Annotated in this window: 16 protein-coding genes; 13 read left to right on the top strand and 3 right to left on the bottom strand. The window is 72.7% G+C overall.

The features are described 5' to 3' along the window. Positions 1-211 precede the first annotated feature (211 nt). The gene (locus N801_RS17150; protein WP_035940429.1) at positions 212-1,096 is read right to left on the bottom strand and encodes a hypothetical protein; all 885 of its coding nucleotides are present in this window, start codon (positions 1,094-1,096) and stop codon (positions 212-214) included. Next, on the bottom strand, positions 1,096-2,019 hold the full coding sequence (dapD, locus tag N801_RS17145; RefSeq protein ID WP_035940428.1) for a 2,3,4,5-tetrahydropyridine-2,6-dicarboxylate N-succinyltransferase: 924 nt from the start codon (positions 2,017-2,019) through the stop codon (positions 1,096-1,098). The genes N801_RS17150 and dapD overlap by 1 nt, the downstream gene beginning before the upstream one ends. Before the next feature lie 92 nt (positions 2,020-2,111). On the opposite strand from dapD, the gene dapE reads away from it, so the two are divergent. The 9 genes from dapE (at position 2,112) to N801_RS17105 (ending at position 10,513) form a co-directional block, all read left to right on the top strand. Beyond that, positions 2,112-3,218 (top strand): succinyl-diaminopimelate desuccinylase, encoded by a 1,107-nt coding sequence (dapE, locus tag N801_RS17140; protein WP_035940427.1) that lies wholly within the window; start codon positions 2,112-2,114, stop codon positions 3,216-3,218. Continuing rightward, on the top strand, positions 3,215-4,009 hold the full coding sequence (locus tag N801_RS17135; protein WP_035940426.1) for an LOG family protein: 795 nt from the start codon (positions 3,215-3,217) through the stop codon (positions 4,007-4,009). The genes dapE and N801_RS17135 overlap by 4 nt, the downstream gene beginning before the upstream one ends. 46 nt (positions 4,010-4,055) lie before the next feature. Beyond that, positions 4,056-4,367 (top strand): hypothetical protein, encoded by a 312-nt coding sequence (locus N801_RS17130; protein WP_052113246.1) that lies wholly within the window; start codon positions 4,056-4,058, stop codon positions 4,365-4,367. Continuing rightward, positions 4,348-4,767: an SRPBCC family protein gene (locus N801_RS17125; RefSeq protein ID WP_035940425.1), complete on the top strand. Its 420-nt coding sequence runs from the start codon at positions 4,348-4,350 to the stop codon at positions 4,765-4,767. Before N801_RS17130 ends, N801_RS17125 begins: the two co-directional genes overlap by 20 nt. Then, positions 4,764-6,926, top strand: a complete 2,163-nt coding sequence (locus N801_RS17120; RefSeq protein ID WP_052113245.1) for a hypothetical protein — start codon at positions 4,764-4,766, stop codon at positions 6,924-6,926. The genes N801_RS17125 and N801_RS17120 overlap by 4 nt, the downstream gene beginning before the upstream one ends. After that, positions 6,923-8,245 carry a putative hexosyltransferase gene (locus tag N801_RS17115; protein ID WP_245618496.1) on the top strand — a complete coding sequence of 441 codons (1,323 nt, stop codon included), beginning with the start codon at positions 6,923-6,925 and terminating at the stop codon, positions 8,243-8,245. Before N801_RS17120 ends, N801_RS17115 begins: the two co-directional genes overlap by 4 nt. Positions 8,246-8,373: 128 nt before the next feature. Then, on the top strand, positions 8,374-8,550 hold the full coding sequence (locus N801_RS20415) for a DUF3117 domain-containing protein (RefSeq protein ID WP_082569572.1): 177 nt from the start codon (positions 8,374-8,376) through the stop codon (positions 8,548-8,550). An 86-nt stretch (positions 8,551-8,636) separates the two neighbouring features. Then, the gene (locus N801_RS17110; RefSeq protein WP_035940424.1) at positions 8,637-10,151 is read left to right on the top strand and encodes a leucyl aminopeptidase family protein; all 1,515 of its coding nucleotides are present in this window, start codon (positions 8,637-8,639) and stop codon (positions 10,149-10,151) included. Further along, positions 10,148-10,513 carry a hypothetical protein gene (locus tag N801_RS17105; RefSeq protein WP_035940423.1) on the top strand — a complete coding sequence of 122 codons (366 nt, stop codon included), beginning with the start codon at positions 10,148-10,150 and terminating at the stop codon, positions 10,511-10,513. Before N801_RS17110 ends, N801_RS17105 begins: the two co-directional genes overlap by 4 nt. A 34-nt stretch (positions 10,514-10,547) precedes the next feature. On the opposite strand, the gene N801_RS17100 is transcribed toward N801_RS17105, so the two are convergent. Continuing rightward, positions 10,548-11,183, bottom strand: a complete 636-nt coding sequence (locus tag N801_RS17100) for an O-methyltransferase (protein WP_035940422.1) — start codon at positions 11,181-11,183, stop codon at positions 10,548-10,550. A 102-nt stretch (positions 11,184-11,285) separates the two neighbouring features. Here N801_RS17100 and sigE point away from each other — a divergent pair, with 102 nt between their 5' ends. Genes sigE through N801_RS17080 form a run of 4 tightly spaced genes read left to right on the top strand, consistent with a single transcriptional unit; the run spans position 11,286 to position 14,311 of the window. Continuing rightward, positions 11,286-11,933, top strand: coding sequence for an RNA polymerase sigma factor SigE (gene sigE, locus N801_RS17095; RefSeq protein WP_035940421.1), 648 nt, complete (start codon positions 11,286-11,288; stop codon positions 11,931-11,933). Beyond that, the gene (locus tag N801_RS17090) at positions 11,933-12,523 is read left to right on the top strand and encodes an anti-sigma factor family protein (protein ID WP_035940420.1); all 591 of its coding nucleotides are present in this window, start codon (positions 11,933-11,935) and stop codon (positions 12,521-12,523) included. The genes sigE and N801_RS17090 overlap by 1 nt, the downstream gene beginning before the upstream one ends. Then, positions 12,520-13,881, top strand: a complete 1,362-nt coding sequence (locus tag N801_RS17085; protein WP_052113244.1) for a S1C family serine protease — start codon at positions 12,520-12,522, stop codon at positions 13,879-13,881. The genes N801_RS17090 and N801_RS17085 overlap by 4 nt, the downstream gene beginning before the upstream one ends. A 25-nt stretch (positions 13,882-13,906) precedes the next feature. After that, complete coding sequence (locus tag N801_RS17080; protein ID WP_035940419.1) at positions 13,907-14,311, top strand: Sec-independent protein translocase subunit TatB; 405 nt, start codon at positions 13,907-13,909, stop codon at positions 14,309-14,311. Positions 14,312-14,336 lie beyond the last annotated feature (25 nt).

Raw genomic sequence — 14,336 nt, 5'->3', positions numbered from 1 at the left:
GTCGCGATCGCGGTGTCGAGCTCCATGACAGAACTCTAGAGGCGACCACTGACAGCCACCCTCGCCACCGATCCGGTTCCCGCACAGCCGAACTGACGCCGGACGCGCCGGGCTCGATGGGCGCCTGCGAGGCCAGTATCCCTCCGCCGCAGGGAGACTCGCGATGCAACGGCAGGGCAAGCGGACGGCATACGCCATCGTCGTCGCGCGGTCAGGTGAGGTGGAGGACGACCTGCTGGGCGGGCGCCGGATCGTCGGCCGTCTGCCAGGACCACGACGACGAGTCGCGGCTGCGGGTCCAACGGCGGTCGCCGACGGTGACTCCGGTGATGCCGGTGTCGACCGCCTTCGCGACCGACCACGACGCGATCGACGACGCGATCTGGTCGCTGGTCCCGGTGACGGTCAGCGTCCCGTCGCCGGCCTTCGCCTCGAGCCCGTACTCGGTGTCGAGCAGCCGTCCGAGCATGGCGACGTCGGCCTCCCGCTCCGCGTCGTTGAGGCGGCACCCGAGACCGCCGGGGGAGTGCCCGGCGAGGGCGGAGGCGAGGATGCGCCCCTCCTGCTCGTGGTCGGCATACGCCTCGGGGTACGCGCTGCGCTGCACCTCTTGGGCGACGACGGTGATGGTGCCGCTCTCCCAGCCGTCGACCTTGACGAGCGCGTCGTAGAACTTGTCGGTGGAGTACTCGGGGTCGAGGATCTGCTCGACCGTGCCCCACCCCTGCGACGGACGCTGCTGGAACAGGCCCACCGAGTCGCGGTCGCCGTAGCGGATGTTGCGGAGCTTGGACTCCTGGATCGCGGTGGCGAGGGCGATCGTCGCCGCGCGAGCCGGCAGCCCGCGTCGCAGCGCGAGGGCCGTGATCGTCGCGGCGTTGCTCATCTGCTCGGGGTCGAAGTCGACCGAGCTGCCGCCCGCCGTCGCCTGGCAGCGCGGGCCGAGCGCGCCCTGGAGCAGCGAGCGGCCGCCGAACCAGGCGCCGAGACCGACGAGGGCCACGAGCGTGAGGATGAGGGAGCGCGCGATCCATCGCGATGCCCCGCCTCGCGGCTGCTCCTCCGCGAGGGGCACGGGTCGACGTCGCGCGGTCATCAGTCGTTCGCGTGCAGCGCCGAGTTGAGGACGATGCCGTGGCCGTCGCGCGGACGCGCCTGCACCGCGCCCGTGACCGAGTTGCGCATGAAGAGGATGTTGGACTGGCCCGAGAGCTCGCTGGCCTTGGTGACGGTGCCGTCGGGCAGCGTGACCTTGGTTCCGGCGGTGACGTAGAGGCCCGCCTCGATGACGCAGTCGTCGCCGAGGGCGATGCCGAGGCCGGACTCGGCGCCGAGCAGGCAGCGCTCCCCGATGGACACCCGCTCGGTCCCGCCACCGGAGAGCGTGCCCATCGTGGACGCCCCGCCGCCGATGTCGGACCCGTTGCCCACGACGACCCCCTGCGAGATGCGTCCCTCGACCATCGAGGTGCCGAGCGTGCCGGCGTTGAAGTTGACGAAGCCCTCGTGCATCACGGTCGTGCCGCTCGCCAGGTGGGCCCCGAGGCGGACCCGGTCGGCGTCGGCGATGCGCACGCCGGAGGGCAGGACGTAGTCGGTCATCCGCGGGAACTTGTCGACGCCGAAGACCTGGACCGGGCCGCGTGCCATGAGCGCCAGGCGCGTCGTCTCGAAGCCGTCGACGGCGCACGGGCCGTGGTTGGTCCACACGACGTTGGTCAGCGCGCCGAACAACCCGTCGAGCGAGACCGAGTTCGGCGGCACGAGGCGGTGGGACAGCAGGTGGAGCCGCAGCCACCCGTCCGCGGCGTCACCGGGGGCCTCGTCGAGGTCGATCTCCACCAGCCGCACTTCCCGCGTCACCCCACGGAGCTCGTCGTCCACGGCGAGGGCCGACAGCCCGGTCGGCTCGGCGGCACTCCCGGACCCGCCCAGTGCCGGTGCCGGGAACCAGGCATCGAGGACGGTGTCGCCGTGGAGGGTGAGCAGGCCGAAGCCGTGAGCGGTGCGCGCGGTCATGGCGTCAAGGGTAGGCGTCGGGTCTGTGCCGTCCCGAGGGCGTCCGGCTCGCCCGTGACGAGCGGCTTCCCGGCCGAAGATAGGGTCTGCGTATGCCGCTCGACCTCACGTCCGACGTCGTCACCCTGACCGCCGCGCTCTGCGACATCGAGTCGGTGAGCCTCAGCGAGACCACCATCTGCGACGCCATCGAGGCGGCTCTGCGCCCGCTCGAGCACCTCACGGTCACCAGGATCGGCAACACCGTGGTGGCCCGCACCGAGCTCGGTCGCGGCGAGCGAGTCGTTCTCGCGGGTCACATCGACACCGTCCCGCTGACCGACCCGCCGAACCTGCCCACCCGTCGCCTGCCCACCGAGCAGGGCGAGGTCCTCTGGGGCCGCGGCACCGTGGACATGAAGGGCGGTGTCGCCGTCCAGCTGCGACTCGCCGCGACGGTGCCCGAGCCGAGCCGCGACGTCACCTACGTCTTCTACGAGGGCGAGGAGATCGAGAGCGAGTTCAACGGTCTGCTCCACGTCCAGGAGCAGCGGCCCGACCTCATCGAGGACGCCGACTTCGCCGTGCTCCTCGAGCCGACCGGCGCCGTCGTCGAGGGCGGCTGCAAGGGAACCATGCGCATCGACATCACGACCAAGGGTGCCGCGGCCCACTCGGCCCGCCCGTGGAACGGCCACAACGCCATCCACGACGCAGCCGACATCCTCGGCCGGCTCACGGCATACGAGACCCGGACCGTCGTGGTGGACGGCCTGGAGTACCGGGAGGCGCTCAACGCGGTCAGCATCTCCGGTGGCATCGCCGGCAACGTCATCCCGGACCGCTGCACCGTCTCGGTCAACTACCGCTACGCCCCGGACCGCTCCGAGGAGGAGGCGGTCGCGCACATGCACGAGGTCTTCGACGGGCTGACCTTCGAGGTCACCGACAACGCCGGGGGAGCGCGTCCGGGGCTGGACCTGCCCGCGGCCAAGGCGTTCGTCGAGGCGCTCGGCACGGAGGTCATCGCCAAGCAGGGCTGGACCGACGTCGCGCGGTTCCAGGCGATGGGGGTGCCGGCCGTGAACTTCGGTCCGGGCGACCCCAACCTCGCCCACCACGACGAGGAGCGCTGCCCCGTGGACCAGCTCGTGGCCGCCGAGGCCGCCATGCTCCGGTGGCTCGCCGACGGGCATGCCACGCCGGGTGCGGGCCGATGAACGACACCCAGCAGCCGTGGGACGAGTCGCACGACTACCACCAGGGCCCGGTGGTGATGCGCCGGTCCCAGGTGCCCGCGGAGACGACCGACCAGCGGCTCCTCGACGAACGGGGCGCGGCCGACTGGGTGCACACCGACCCGTGGCGGGTCCTGCGCATCCAGTCCGAGTTCGTCGAGGGCTTCGGCGCCCTGGCCGAGCTCGGCCCGGCCGTGAGCGTCTTCGGCTCGGCCCGGACCGGCCAGCACGACTCGACCTACGAGCTCGGTGAGCAGGTCGGCGCGGCCCTCGTGCGCGCCGGGTACTCCGTCATCACCGGCGGCGGCCCCGGCGCCATGGAGGCGGCGAACAAGGGCGCCCTGGAGGCCGGGGGCACATCGGTCGGCCTCGGCATCGAGCTGCCCTTCGAGACCGGGCTCAACGCGTTCGTCGACCTCGGGGTCAACTTCCGGTACTTCTTCGCCCGCAAGACGATGTTCGTCAAGTACTCGCAGGGCTTCATCGTCCTGCCCGGGGGTTTCGGCACGCTCGACGAGCTCTTCGAGGCGATCACCCTCGTGCAGACCCAGAAGGTCACGTCGTTCCCGATCGTCCTCATGGGGCGCACGTACTGGCAGGGGCTGTTGGACTGGCTCTCCGACTCCGCGCTCGCCGCGGGCACCATCAGCGCCACGGACCTCGCGCTCATCACCGTGACCGACGACCCCGCCGAGGCGGTCGAGATCATCGTCGCCTCGGACCGCGGCAGTGCCCCGCAGCCGCCCGAGGGCAGCGGCGCGAACCCCGAGTGAGGGGCATCGTGCGGACCACGCCCGCGCTCGCACCTAGGATCGCGATGTGGAGTGGGTCGCCCTCGGAGCGCTCGCCGTCGCCGTCATCGCGGTCACGGCGCTCGTCGCGACGGGCCGGCTCGATCTCGCCCCGCTGAGCGACGCGGTGTCCACCCTCCCGCCGCTCGAGCTGCCGGAACGACCCACGAGCGCCGACGTCGACCGCCTCCGTCTCGGCACCGTCCTCTACGGCTACGCCCCGGACGAGGTCGACGCGGCCCTGGACGCGCGACGCGACCGGCTCGCCGAGCAGGAACGCGAGCTGTCCGCACCGTCGGCTCCCTCGCACCGGGAGGGTCATGTTCACCCTGACGCGTGAGAGCGCCCTCCCGCCCGCCGAGCTGTGGCAGCGTCTCGCCGCCCTCGGCGACCACGCCGACTCCGTCCCGCTGACGACGACGATCGCGGACCCCGGGGCCCCGGCCCCGGGCTGGCGCTTCACGGCCCGGACCGCCCTGGGCCCACTGCGCTTCGACGACTCGATGTTCGTCGAGGAGTGGGAGCCGCCCCGGCGGTGGCGCGTGCGCAAGACCGGGTTCCTCAAGGGCTGGGCCGAGGCGGTCGTCACGCCGACTGCCGGTGGGTCCCGCCTGACGTGGACCGAGGAGCTGTGGTTCGAGCTGCCCGGGCTGACCGGGGTGACGCGGCGGGTGGGTGACGTCCTGGGTCCGCTGATCTTCGGACCGGTCGTGAACCGGCTGGCCCGGGCCGACCGGTGATCTGGGCGCTCGGGCTCAGCCTCCCCGTCGTCGCGTGCGCGCTGGGCCTGGCCTGGTTCCTCGCCCGTCGCGAGAACGCGGCGGCCGGCGACCCGGGTGACGGGACGGGTGGGGACCTCGGTCGCCGGCCGTTCCGGCTCCAGGTGGTCGGCTACCGGACCGACCGCGTCGACGAGGCCCTGGCCCGACTCGACGCGCAGATCGCCGCCAACGAGCTCCTCCTCCGCGGCGCACCCTCCGACCCCGCCCGCGCCCCCGCCCCCGCCCCCGTTGCGTCCGCAACCCTGGTCGGGAACCCGACCAACTTTGCGGACGCTGCGAACCCGGACGCCCTTGCGTCCGCAACCCTGGTCGAGAACCCGACCAGGGTTGCGGACGCGAGGGAGCGCGAGGGCGCGGAGGAGGCCACCCCCCGCGTGCCCTGGGGGTGGCCCGACCTCGTCGTCGTCGCGGCCTACCTCGGCACGGCACTCCACGTCCTCTCCGGCCTCGTCGGTCGCACGTCCACCGGCTACCTCTCCCAGGGAGTGCAGGACCACCAGGCGTTCGAGTGGTACTTCGGCGCGTCCGCGCACAACGTCGCCACCCTCTCCAACCCGCTCTTCAGCGACCGCCAGAACTTCCCCGACGGCGTCAACCTCATGGCGAACGCCGCGGTCACCGGCCTCGGCGTCCCCCTCGCCCCGCTCACCCTGACCCTCGGTGCCCACCTGACGTTCTTCGTCGTCGAGCTGCTCGGGCTCGCCGGCACCGCCGCCGCCTGGTACTGGTTCCTCCGCCGGCGCGGGCTCGTGCGGACGGCCGCGGCCGTCGGTGGCTGGTTCACCGGCTTCGCTCCGGCGATGGTCTCCCACGCCAACGGGCACCCCAACTTCGTCGCGCTCTTCCTCATCCCGGTGATCGTCGACCGCGTCCTCCGGCTGGCGCGTGGCACGCACCACGTGAGGGACGGGGTCGTCCTCGGGCTGCTCGTGACGTGGCAGGTCTTCATCGGCGAGGAGCCGCTGCTGCTCGCCGCCCTCGGCATGCTCGTCGTGGGGCTCGTCCTCGTCCTGCGGGGCCGTCTCGACCTGCGTCGTCTCGCACCGGGCGTGGGGATCGGCGCATGGGTGTGCCTCGTGCTGGTCGCGGTGCCGCTGTGGTGGCAGTTCGCGGGACGGCAGAGCTACACCTCGATCTACCACCCGCCCGGCGGCAACGACCTCGCCGCGCTGTGGGGGCGCGCCACCCGCACGTTCGGCGCGGACCCGTGGGCCTCGGCGGCGCTGTCGATGAACCGCACCGAGGAGAACGCCTTCTTCGGCGTCGGCCTGCTCGTCCTCGTCGGGGTCATCGCGCTCGTCCTCATCCGCCGACCGGTCGTGCAGGCGCTCGCCGCCCTGGTCGTGGTGGCCTGTTGGCTCTCGCTCGGCGAGGAGGTCCTGCTGCGCGGGCGTCCCACGGGCGTCCCCTCCCTGTGGGCCGCCCTCGACGAGCTCCCGGTGCTCGAGAACGTCCTCCCCACGCGTTTCGTCATGATGGCGATCCCCGCGATCGCCGGCCTGCTCGCCCTCGGGATCGACGCCGCGATCCGGGCGGCCCCGCTGAACGCCGCGGACGCCGACGAGGCGCAGCTTCCCTCCTGGCAGCCGCGCGTGGGCGGCTGGCTGGTCACCGTGGCGGCCGTGGTCGTCCTGCTGCCGGTCCTGCCGACGTCCCTCCAGGTCGACGAGCGCCCGGCCGTGCCGACGTTCTTCACCGGCGACGCCTGGCGCGACTTCAGCCACGGTGGCTCGATCCTCGCCGTGCCCCCGACCGACATCGTCGACGCGCGGGCCTTCGACTGGCAGCTCGCCGCCGACACGATGGCGTTCCCCATCGTCGAGGGGTACTTCGTCGGCCCGAACGGGGCGCCGGACCGCGGCGGCCAGTACGGCGCGACCCGACGGCCGATGTCGCTGTGGCTCTACGACGTCAACGCGGCCAACGCCGTTATCCCGGCGACCGAGGCGCAGCGGCTCCAGTTCGTCGAGGACCTCCGGGCCTGGCGCACCGACGCCGTCGTGCTGCCCGCGCGGCCCCAGGCCGCAGCCCTGCGCGACTCGCTCGCCACCGTGCTCGGTCAGCCGCAGGAGGTCGAGGACGTGCTGGTGTGGGACGTGCGGGAGCTGCGCCCGTGAGCGCCTCCGCCCGCCCGGCCTCCCCCTTGCGTCCCGAGGACCCCACCGCCACCGCCCCCACCACCCCCACCGACCCGGTCGCCAGCAGCAGCCGCCTCGGTCGCCGGGCTCTGGCCCACCCTGTCCGCACGATCCTGGCCGCCTACCTCGTCACCCGTCTCGTCGCGCTCACGGCGATGTGGGTGGCGGCGACCTGGTTCCAGAACCCCGCGGGAGTCGGCCATCTCGACCCCACGGTCGGCGACCTCATCGGCCTCTGGGACTCGGAGTGGTACGAGCGAATCGCCACCCAGGGCTACCCCGTTCCGCTCCCGGCCGACCCGACGACGGGCAAGCTCACCTACAGCGCGTGGGCGTTCTACCCGCTCTTCCCGTTCCTCGTGAAGGGTCTGATGCTGCTCGGCATCCCCTTCACCGCCGGGGCGGTCGCGCTCAACCTCGTCCTCGGGGCCGTCGGCGCCGTCCTCATCTGGAAGCTGTTCAGCCACGCGCTGCACGCCGACCCGAGACCCGGTCGCGACCGGCTCGCCCTCGTCGCCGCCTGCCTCTGGTGCTTCTACCCGGCGACGGGAGTGATGCTCAAGGCGTACACCGAGCCGCTCGCCATCGTGCTCGTCGCCCTCTCGCTGCTGCAGCTCATGAACCGCCGGTATGCCGTCGTCGCGGCTCTCGCGGTCCCGCTCGCCTTCACGCGTGGCGTGGCCGCCGCGATGGGCTGCGCGGTGCTCATCCACCTCGTCGTCCGCATCCGGGAGGACCGGCGGGCCGGGGTCGCTCCGCTGCGGGGGCAGCGGAGCACGGCGGCGCTCATGGTGCTCGTCACGGGGCTGTCCGGGCTCGCCTGGCCCGTCGTCGTCGGGGTGGTGAGCGGCATCCCGACCGCCTTCCTCGACGTCCAGGAGGCGTGGGGGCAGCAGCCGTCGGCCGGTCCGTTCGTCCTGTGGCTGCAGTGGGCCTGGGAGGGCCACGGCCTCGCCGGTCTCGCCGTGCTCGTCGGGCTGTGCGGCACCTACATCGCCCTCGTCCTCGGGCGGCACGGACGCTGGCTCCCCGTCGAGGTCCGCGCGTGGGCGGTCGCCTACCCGCTCTACCTCTTCGCCGTCGTCCGGCCGATCACGAGCATGTGGCGTTTCCTCCTCCTCGACTTCCCCCTCGCCGCCCTGCTCGCCAGCGTCGCCATGCGCACGTCGACGGGGGAACGGATCGTCACGCACTGGCGCTGGCGCGTGGCCGTCCTCCTCGTCCCCGTCGTCCTCGGACTCGTCTGGTGGACCTGTGCCCTGCTCACGTGGACACCGTGGAGCTCGCGACCCCCGTGAGTCCAGGGGGGACCCGATTTCGTCTCTGCCCTGCTCAGCGGGGATAATGGTGGCGACACCGGTGCGCCAATGCCGGGACGCGAACACGTGATGCACGATCGTGCGCCACGGCAACGAAGGGAACACCCATGGCGGCAATGAAGCCCAGGACGGGCGACGGCCCTCTCGAGGTCACCAAGGAGGGCCGCGGCATCGTGCTGCGCATGCCTCTGGAGGGTGGTGGCCGTCTCGTCGTCGAGATGACTCCGGACGAGGTGCGGGCACTGGGGCAGGCGATCGACGACTGTGAGGCGCTGAAGAAGTGACCGTCGGTCGTTGACGTGACGTTGACGTGACCGAGGGCCCCCACCGGCATGGTGGGGGCCCTCTCGCCGTCTGTAGGGTCGGACGGGTGCCCTCCGAAGACCTCCTCGCCCCCTCCGTCGCCACCTGGACCGGGCGGGACGGACCCCTCGCCGACGTCCTGGCCGACTCCGACCCGACGGACCTCGCGCTCGTCGTCGGCGTGCTCGCGGGTGACGACCCCTGGGACGAGCGCACGCGCGAGGCGCTGACGGGAGCGGGCTTCGACCCCGACGAGATCCTCGAGACCCACGAGCCCTCCACCAAGGCGGGGGCGACGACAGTCGTGCGGGTCCCGCGGGGCCAGCAGTCCGTCCGCGTGCTCGTGCTCGTCGGCCTCGGCGACGCCGCACCGGGGGACCTGCGGCTCGCCGGAGCGGGGGCCGGCCGGGCCACGCGTGGCCGCGCCCTCGTCGTCCTGCTGGCCCCGTCCTGCGACGAGCCGGGGCGCGCCGCCCTCGTCGAGGGTGGCGTCCTCGGGGGCTGGGCCCCGTCCCGCTGGACCGGTGGGAGCTGGCAACCCGGGGCGGAGGTCGCCGGAGAGGTCGTCGTCGTCGGTGTCGAGCCCGACGTCGTCGAGCGGGCCGTGCGCCGCGCCGTCACGACGCTCGTCGCCCGCAACCTCGCCAACACCCCCTCGAACATCAAGAACCCCGGGTGGATGGCCCGACAGGCACGCACCCTCGGGTCGCGCAGCGGGCTCGACGTCACCGTCTGGAACAGGGCGGCCCTGGCCGCGGGGGGCTTCGGCGGGCTGCTCGCCGTCGGTCAGGGCTCGGCGACGCCGCCGGCCATGGTCCAGCTCGGCTACACCCCGGTGGGCGCCGACGACGCCACCCCTCACGTCGTGCTCGTCGGCAAGGGCATCACCTTCGACTCCGGCGGCCTCCAGGTGAAGCCGGCCGACGGGATGCTCGCGATGAAGACCGACATGTCCGGGTCGGCGATCGTGCTGGCCGTGCTGGCCGCCTGCCGCGACCTCGGCGTGCAGGTCCGGGTCACCGGCCTCCTCGCCCTCGCCGAGAACATGGTGAGCGGGTCGGCCTACCGCCCGGGTGACGTCGTGACGCACTACGGCGGCACGACCACCGAGATCGGCAACACCGACGCCGAGGGGCGGATCGTGCTGGCCGACGCGCTGGCCTACGCCGACGCCGAGCTCGACCCCGACGTGGTCGTCGACATCGCCACCCTCACCGGCGCGGCCCGCGTCGCGCTGGCGCGCACCATGGCCCCGGTCTACGCGACCGACGACGAGCTGTCGTCCCAGCTCCGGGCCGCCGGTGAGACAGCAGGTGAGACGCTCTGGCCCTTCCCGCTCGTGCCCGCCTACCGTCGGGCACTGGAGTCCGACGTGGCCGACATCAACCACATCGGACCCTCGGTCGGGGGTGGCTCCATCACCGCGGCACTCTTCCTGCGCGAGTTCGTGGGGGAGCGTCGCTGGGCCCACCTCGACATCGCCGGCCCCGGCCGCTCCGATGTCGACTCCGGAGTCCACGGCAAGGGTGGGACGGGGTTCGGTGCACGTCTGCTGCTTCGATGGCTGGAAGGTCTGCGATGAACGCCGGATACGGACTGGCAGTGCGCTGGTCGCTCGAGAACGCTCCCGAGAACGCGCCCGACCAGCTCCGCGAGTACGTCGTGGGCACCTCGATCGCGCGGTTCATGTTCCTCGACGGGCTGGCCTTCAAGGTCTGGCGGATGCGTGAGGGCGAGTGGTTCGAGGGGACCTACGTCTTCGACACGGAGCAGGAGCGCAAGGTGTTCCGCGAGGAGTTCGAGGCCACCGCCGCCGAGTCGAAGGGCTCCGAGCTCATCGGGTCCTCACCCACCTCCATCGAGGAGTTCGAGGTCGTCGCGATCGCCGAGGGCCCGGCCGGCTTCCGCCGCGGTGCGGGCCCGCGCGTCGACGCCCACGCCTGACCGGAGGGCGCCCTGACCGCAGGCGCCGTCGAGCTCAGCGCTTGACGGCGACGAGCAGCCCGTCGCTCACGGGGAGCAGCGTCGGCACCAGGGCGTCGTGGTCCCGCAGGGCCTTGCCGAGGTCGCGCAGCGTCGTCGTGTCGGCGTCCCGCGCGGCCGGGTCGGCCACCTTGTCGTGCCAGAGCATGTTGTCGAGCACGAGGACGCCACCGCTGCGCAGCAGGCGGATGCCGTGCTCGACGTATGCCGGGTAGCTCGGCTTGTCGGCGTCGATGAGCACCATGTCGTAGGCCGCGTCGGTCATGCGGGGGAGCACCTCGGTCGCGCGACCGGTGATGACCCGGGTGCGCTGCGTCGGGTACCCGGCCGCGGCGTACGCCTCCCGGGCTGCCCGCTGGTGCTCGGCGGAGATGTCGATGGTCGTGAGGACCCCGTCCTGGGGCATCCCCGCGAGCATCCAGAGACCGGACGTGCCAGCGCCGGTCCCGATCTCGATGACGTGCTTGGCACCGATGGCCGCCGTGAGGACGCGCAGCGTGGCGCCGGCCCCGGTCCCGACCGGGGTGGCCGCACCGAAGGCCAGTCCGCGGGCACGCGCCTGCTCCATGACCTCGGGCTCGGGCACGAAGTCCTCGGCGTACGACCAGCTCGCGGGCTTGAGGGTGCTCATGGGCCGCAACCCTACTCGGGGAGGCCGGGTGGTCCGGACTCACAGGCGGCGTTCAGGGTCTTCAGGAACATTTCCCGGCTCCGGCACGTAGACACCTGTGACATGGACAGCCAGGTGGGCACCGAGCAGGGGACGACGATGACGAGCGCAGCAGCGGCGGCCACGGGGGAGTGGACGCCGCCGACCTGGGAGCAGGTCGTCGAGGAGCACTCGGCGCGGGTCTACCGCCTCGCGTACCGCCTCACCGGGAACGTGCACGATGCCGAGGACCTCACCCAGGACGTGTTCATCCGCGTCTTCCGGTCCCTGCACACGTTCCGGCCCGGCACGTTCGAGGGCTGGCTGCACCGCATCACGACCAACGTCTTCCTCGACAAGATGCGGCGCAAGCAGCGCATCCGCTTCGACGCGCTCTCCGACGAGTCCGCCGCGCGCCTGCCGAGCCGCGAGATCAGCCCCGAGCAGAGCTACGCCGACACCCACTTCGACGACGACGTCCAGCGCGCGCTGGACTCCCTCGCACCCGACTTCCGGGCCGCGGTGGTCCTGTGTGACATCGAGGGCCTGTCCTACGAGGAGATCGCCGCGACCCTCGACATCAAGCTCGGCACCGTGCGCTCCCGCATCCACCGCGGCCGGTCCCAGCTGCGCGAGGCTCTGGCGCACCGCGCCCCCGAGCGCGCGACGGCCACGTCCCCCTCCAGCGCACGTCGCCCCGGTCTGCTCGCCCCCGCCGGTGGTGCCGTGTGATGCCCCTGTCCCGCCCGAACCGGTGCCGCCTCGACGAGCTCCCCGACTACGTGTCGGGACAGCTGTCGGCGCAGCGCACCCTCGAGTGGGACCGGCACCTCATCGCCTGTGTCGGGTGCCAGCACGCGGTCGCCGGTGAGCGGCGCCTCCAGGCGCTCCTGTCCGCCGGCTGCCCGTCGATGTCGGGGAGCCTGCACGCCCAGCTCGTCGCGCTCGCGTCGTCGATGCCCGCGCCGCCCCCGCGCGCCGACGCCATGTCGGACCGTCGCCACTACGCCCCGCTCGAGATGGTCGCGCCCTCGGCCCCTCCCGTGCACCGCAGCCCCCTCAGGTCTGCCGCCATGGCCACTGCGGCGGCAGGCGCCACGGCCGCGGTGGCCTGGACCCTGACCCTCGCCGGGCCGGGAGCGGTCGCGACGACCGTCGGCTCGGTCGGCGGCGCAGGGCCGTCCCCGTCCGTGCGTCCCACCACCGCCTCCAGCCCCGGCGTGGGGAGTGGCACCGTGCGGGTCCGTGCGGTCTCCACGGGGTGGACGGGCAGCACCTCCGTTCGAAACCTCGTGCTGTGCGAGGCACAATCAGGGTCATGACTGAGGACAGCACTCGCGACGACTCCGGCGAGCGCCCTCGCACCGACGCGCAGCACACCGACGAGCTCGACCTCTTCGCGACCCGGGAGATCGGGACTGCGCCGGGACGCGCACCGATGCTGCCGACACCCGAGCCGACCCGCCACGCAACGCCGGACTGGCGCACGGATGAGCACACGGCATACGCCACGAACCCGTATGCCGCGTCAGCGGCTCCCGGCGCCACCGCACCTGCGCGCAGGGGCGGGTTCGGCTGGCTCGGCGTGCTCCTCATCGCGGGGCTCTCGGCCCTCCTCGCCGGTGTCGGCGGCGGCCTGTTCGGCGGGTGGCTGGGCGCCACGGACCGCTTCGACGGTCTCGACCTCACCGGCGACAGCTCGATGGGGGCGACGCCGGAGCCCGGTGCGGGCGCGACGACGCGCCCCGAGGGGACCGTGGCCAACATCGCCGCCAACGCCACCCCGAGCGTCGTGACGATCCGGGTCGAGGCGGGCACCGGCGACGGGACCGGCTCGGGCTGGGTCCTCGACGACAAGGGCCACATCGTCACCAACAACCACGTCATCGCCGCCGCCGCCGACGGTGGTGAGATCACCGTCGTCCTCTCCAACGGCAAGCAGTCGCCGGCGAAGATCGTCGGTCGCGACGTCTCGTACGACCTCGCCGTCCTCAAGGTCGAGCGCACCGACCTCACACCACTCCCGGTCGGCGACTCGAGCGCTGTCGTCGTCGGCGACCCCGTCATCGCGGTGGGCGCACCGCTGGGTCTCGAGTCGACGGTCACGACGGGCATCGTCTCGGCGCTCAACCGCCCGGTCACCCCCGGCAACGCGGACGACCAGTCGTTCATCAACGCGATCCAGACCGACGCGGCGATCAACCCCGGGAACTCGGGTGGCCCGCTCCTCGACATGGAGGGTCGCGTCATCGGGATCAACACGGCGATCGCCCGGGTCGCCGGCACGGCCATCGGCGGGCAGAGCGGCAACATCGGCGTCGGCTTCGCCATCCCGAGCGCCCAGATGAAGACCACCGTCGACCAGCTCATCCGCACCGGCAAGGCCGAGCACCCGATCATCGGCGTCCTGCTCGACCGGGAGTACGACGGCGAGGGCGTGCGCATCGGCGCCGACTCCGGCGACACCCCGGCCGTGACGCCCGGCGGCCCCGCCGCGAAGGCCGGGCTCCGCGCCGGCGACGTCATCACCGCGTTCGAGGGCCGCCCCATCAACGACCCCGACGCCCTCGTCGTGGCCATCCGCGCCAGGCCCGTGGGATCGAGCGTCACCCTCACCGTGCTGCGCGACGGCACGGCCCGGGATGTCAAGATGGTCCTCCAGGGCAGGAGCGGCGACTGACGCGCCACGGCGCACAGGAGGACGAGTGTTCGGCATCAACGGGTGGGAGGTCGTCCTCCTGGCCCTCATCGCGGTGTTCGTGCTCGGACCCGAGCGGCTGCCCGAGTACGCCGCCAAGCTCGCCCAGGGCATCAAGAAGTTCCGGGTGATGGCCGAGGGCGCCAAGGGTCAGCTCAAGGACCAGCTCGGTCCGGAGTACTCCGACATCAACTGGCGCCAGTACGACCCGCGGCAGTACGACCCCCGTCGGATCGTGCGCGAGGCGCTCATCGAGCCGCTCGAGGACGCCGCGTCGGGCCTGAAGTCCGGGGGCACCAACCCCGACATGGGCGAGGTCGACGCCCTCGGTGACGACGGGGTCTCGCTCGGCTCTGACCCGCGCGCCTGGGACCCGCTGCGCCCCACGCCCTACGACGCCGACGCGACCTAGGTGTACTGACCGGGGACGTTGGTTG

It is taken from the genome of Knoellia aerolata DSM 18566, assembly GCF_000768695.1.
GTDB lineage: Bacteria > Actinomycetota > Actinomycetes > Actinomycetales > Dermatophilaceae > Knoellia > Knoellia aerolata.
Note: the sequence above shows the minus strand (reverse complement) of the source record. Positions and strands in the feature narration are given on the sequence as shown.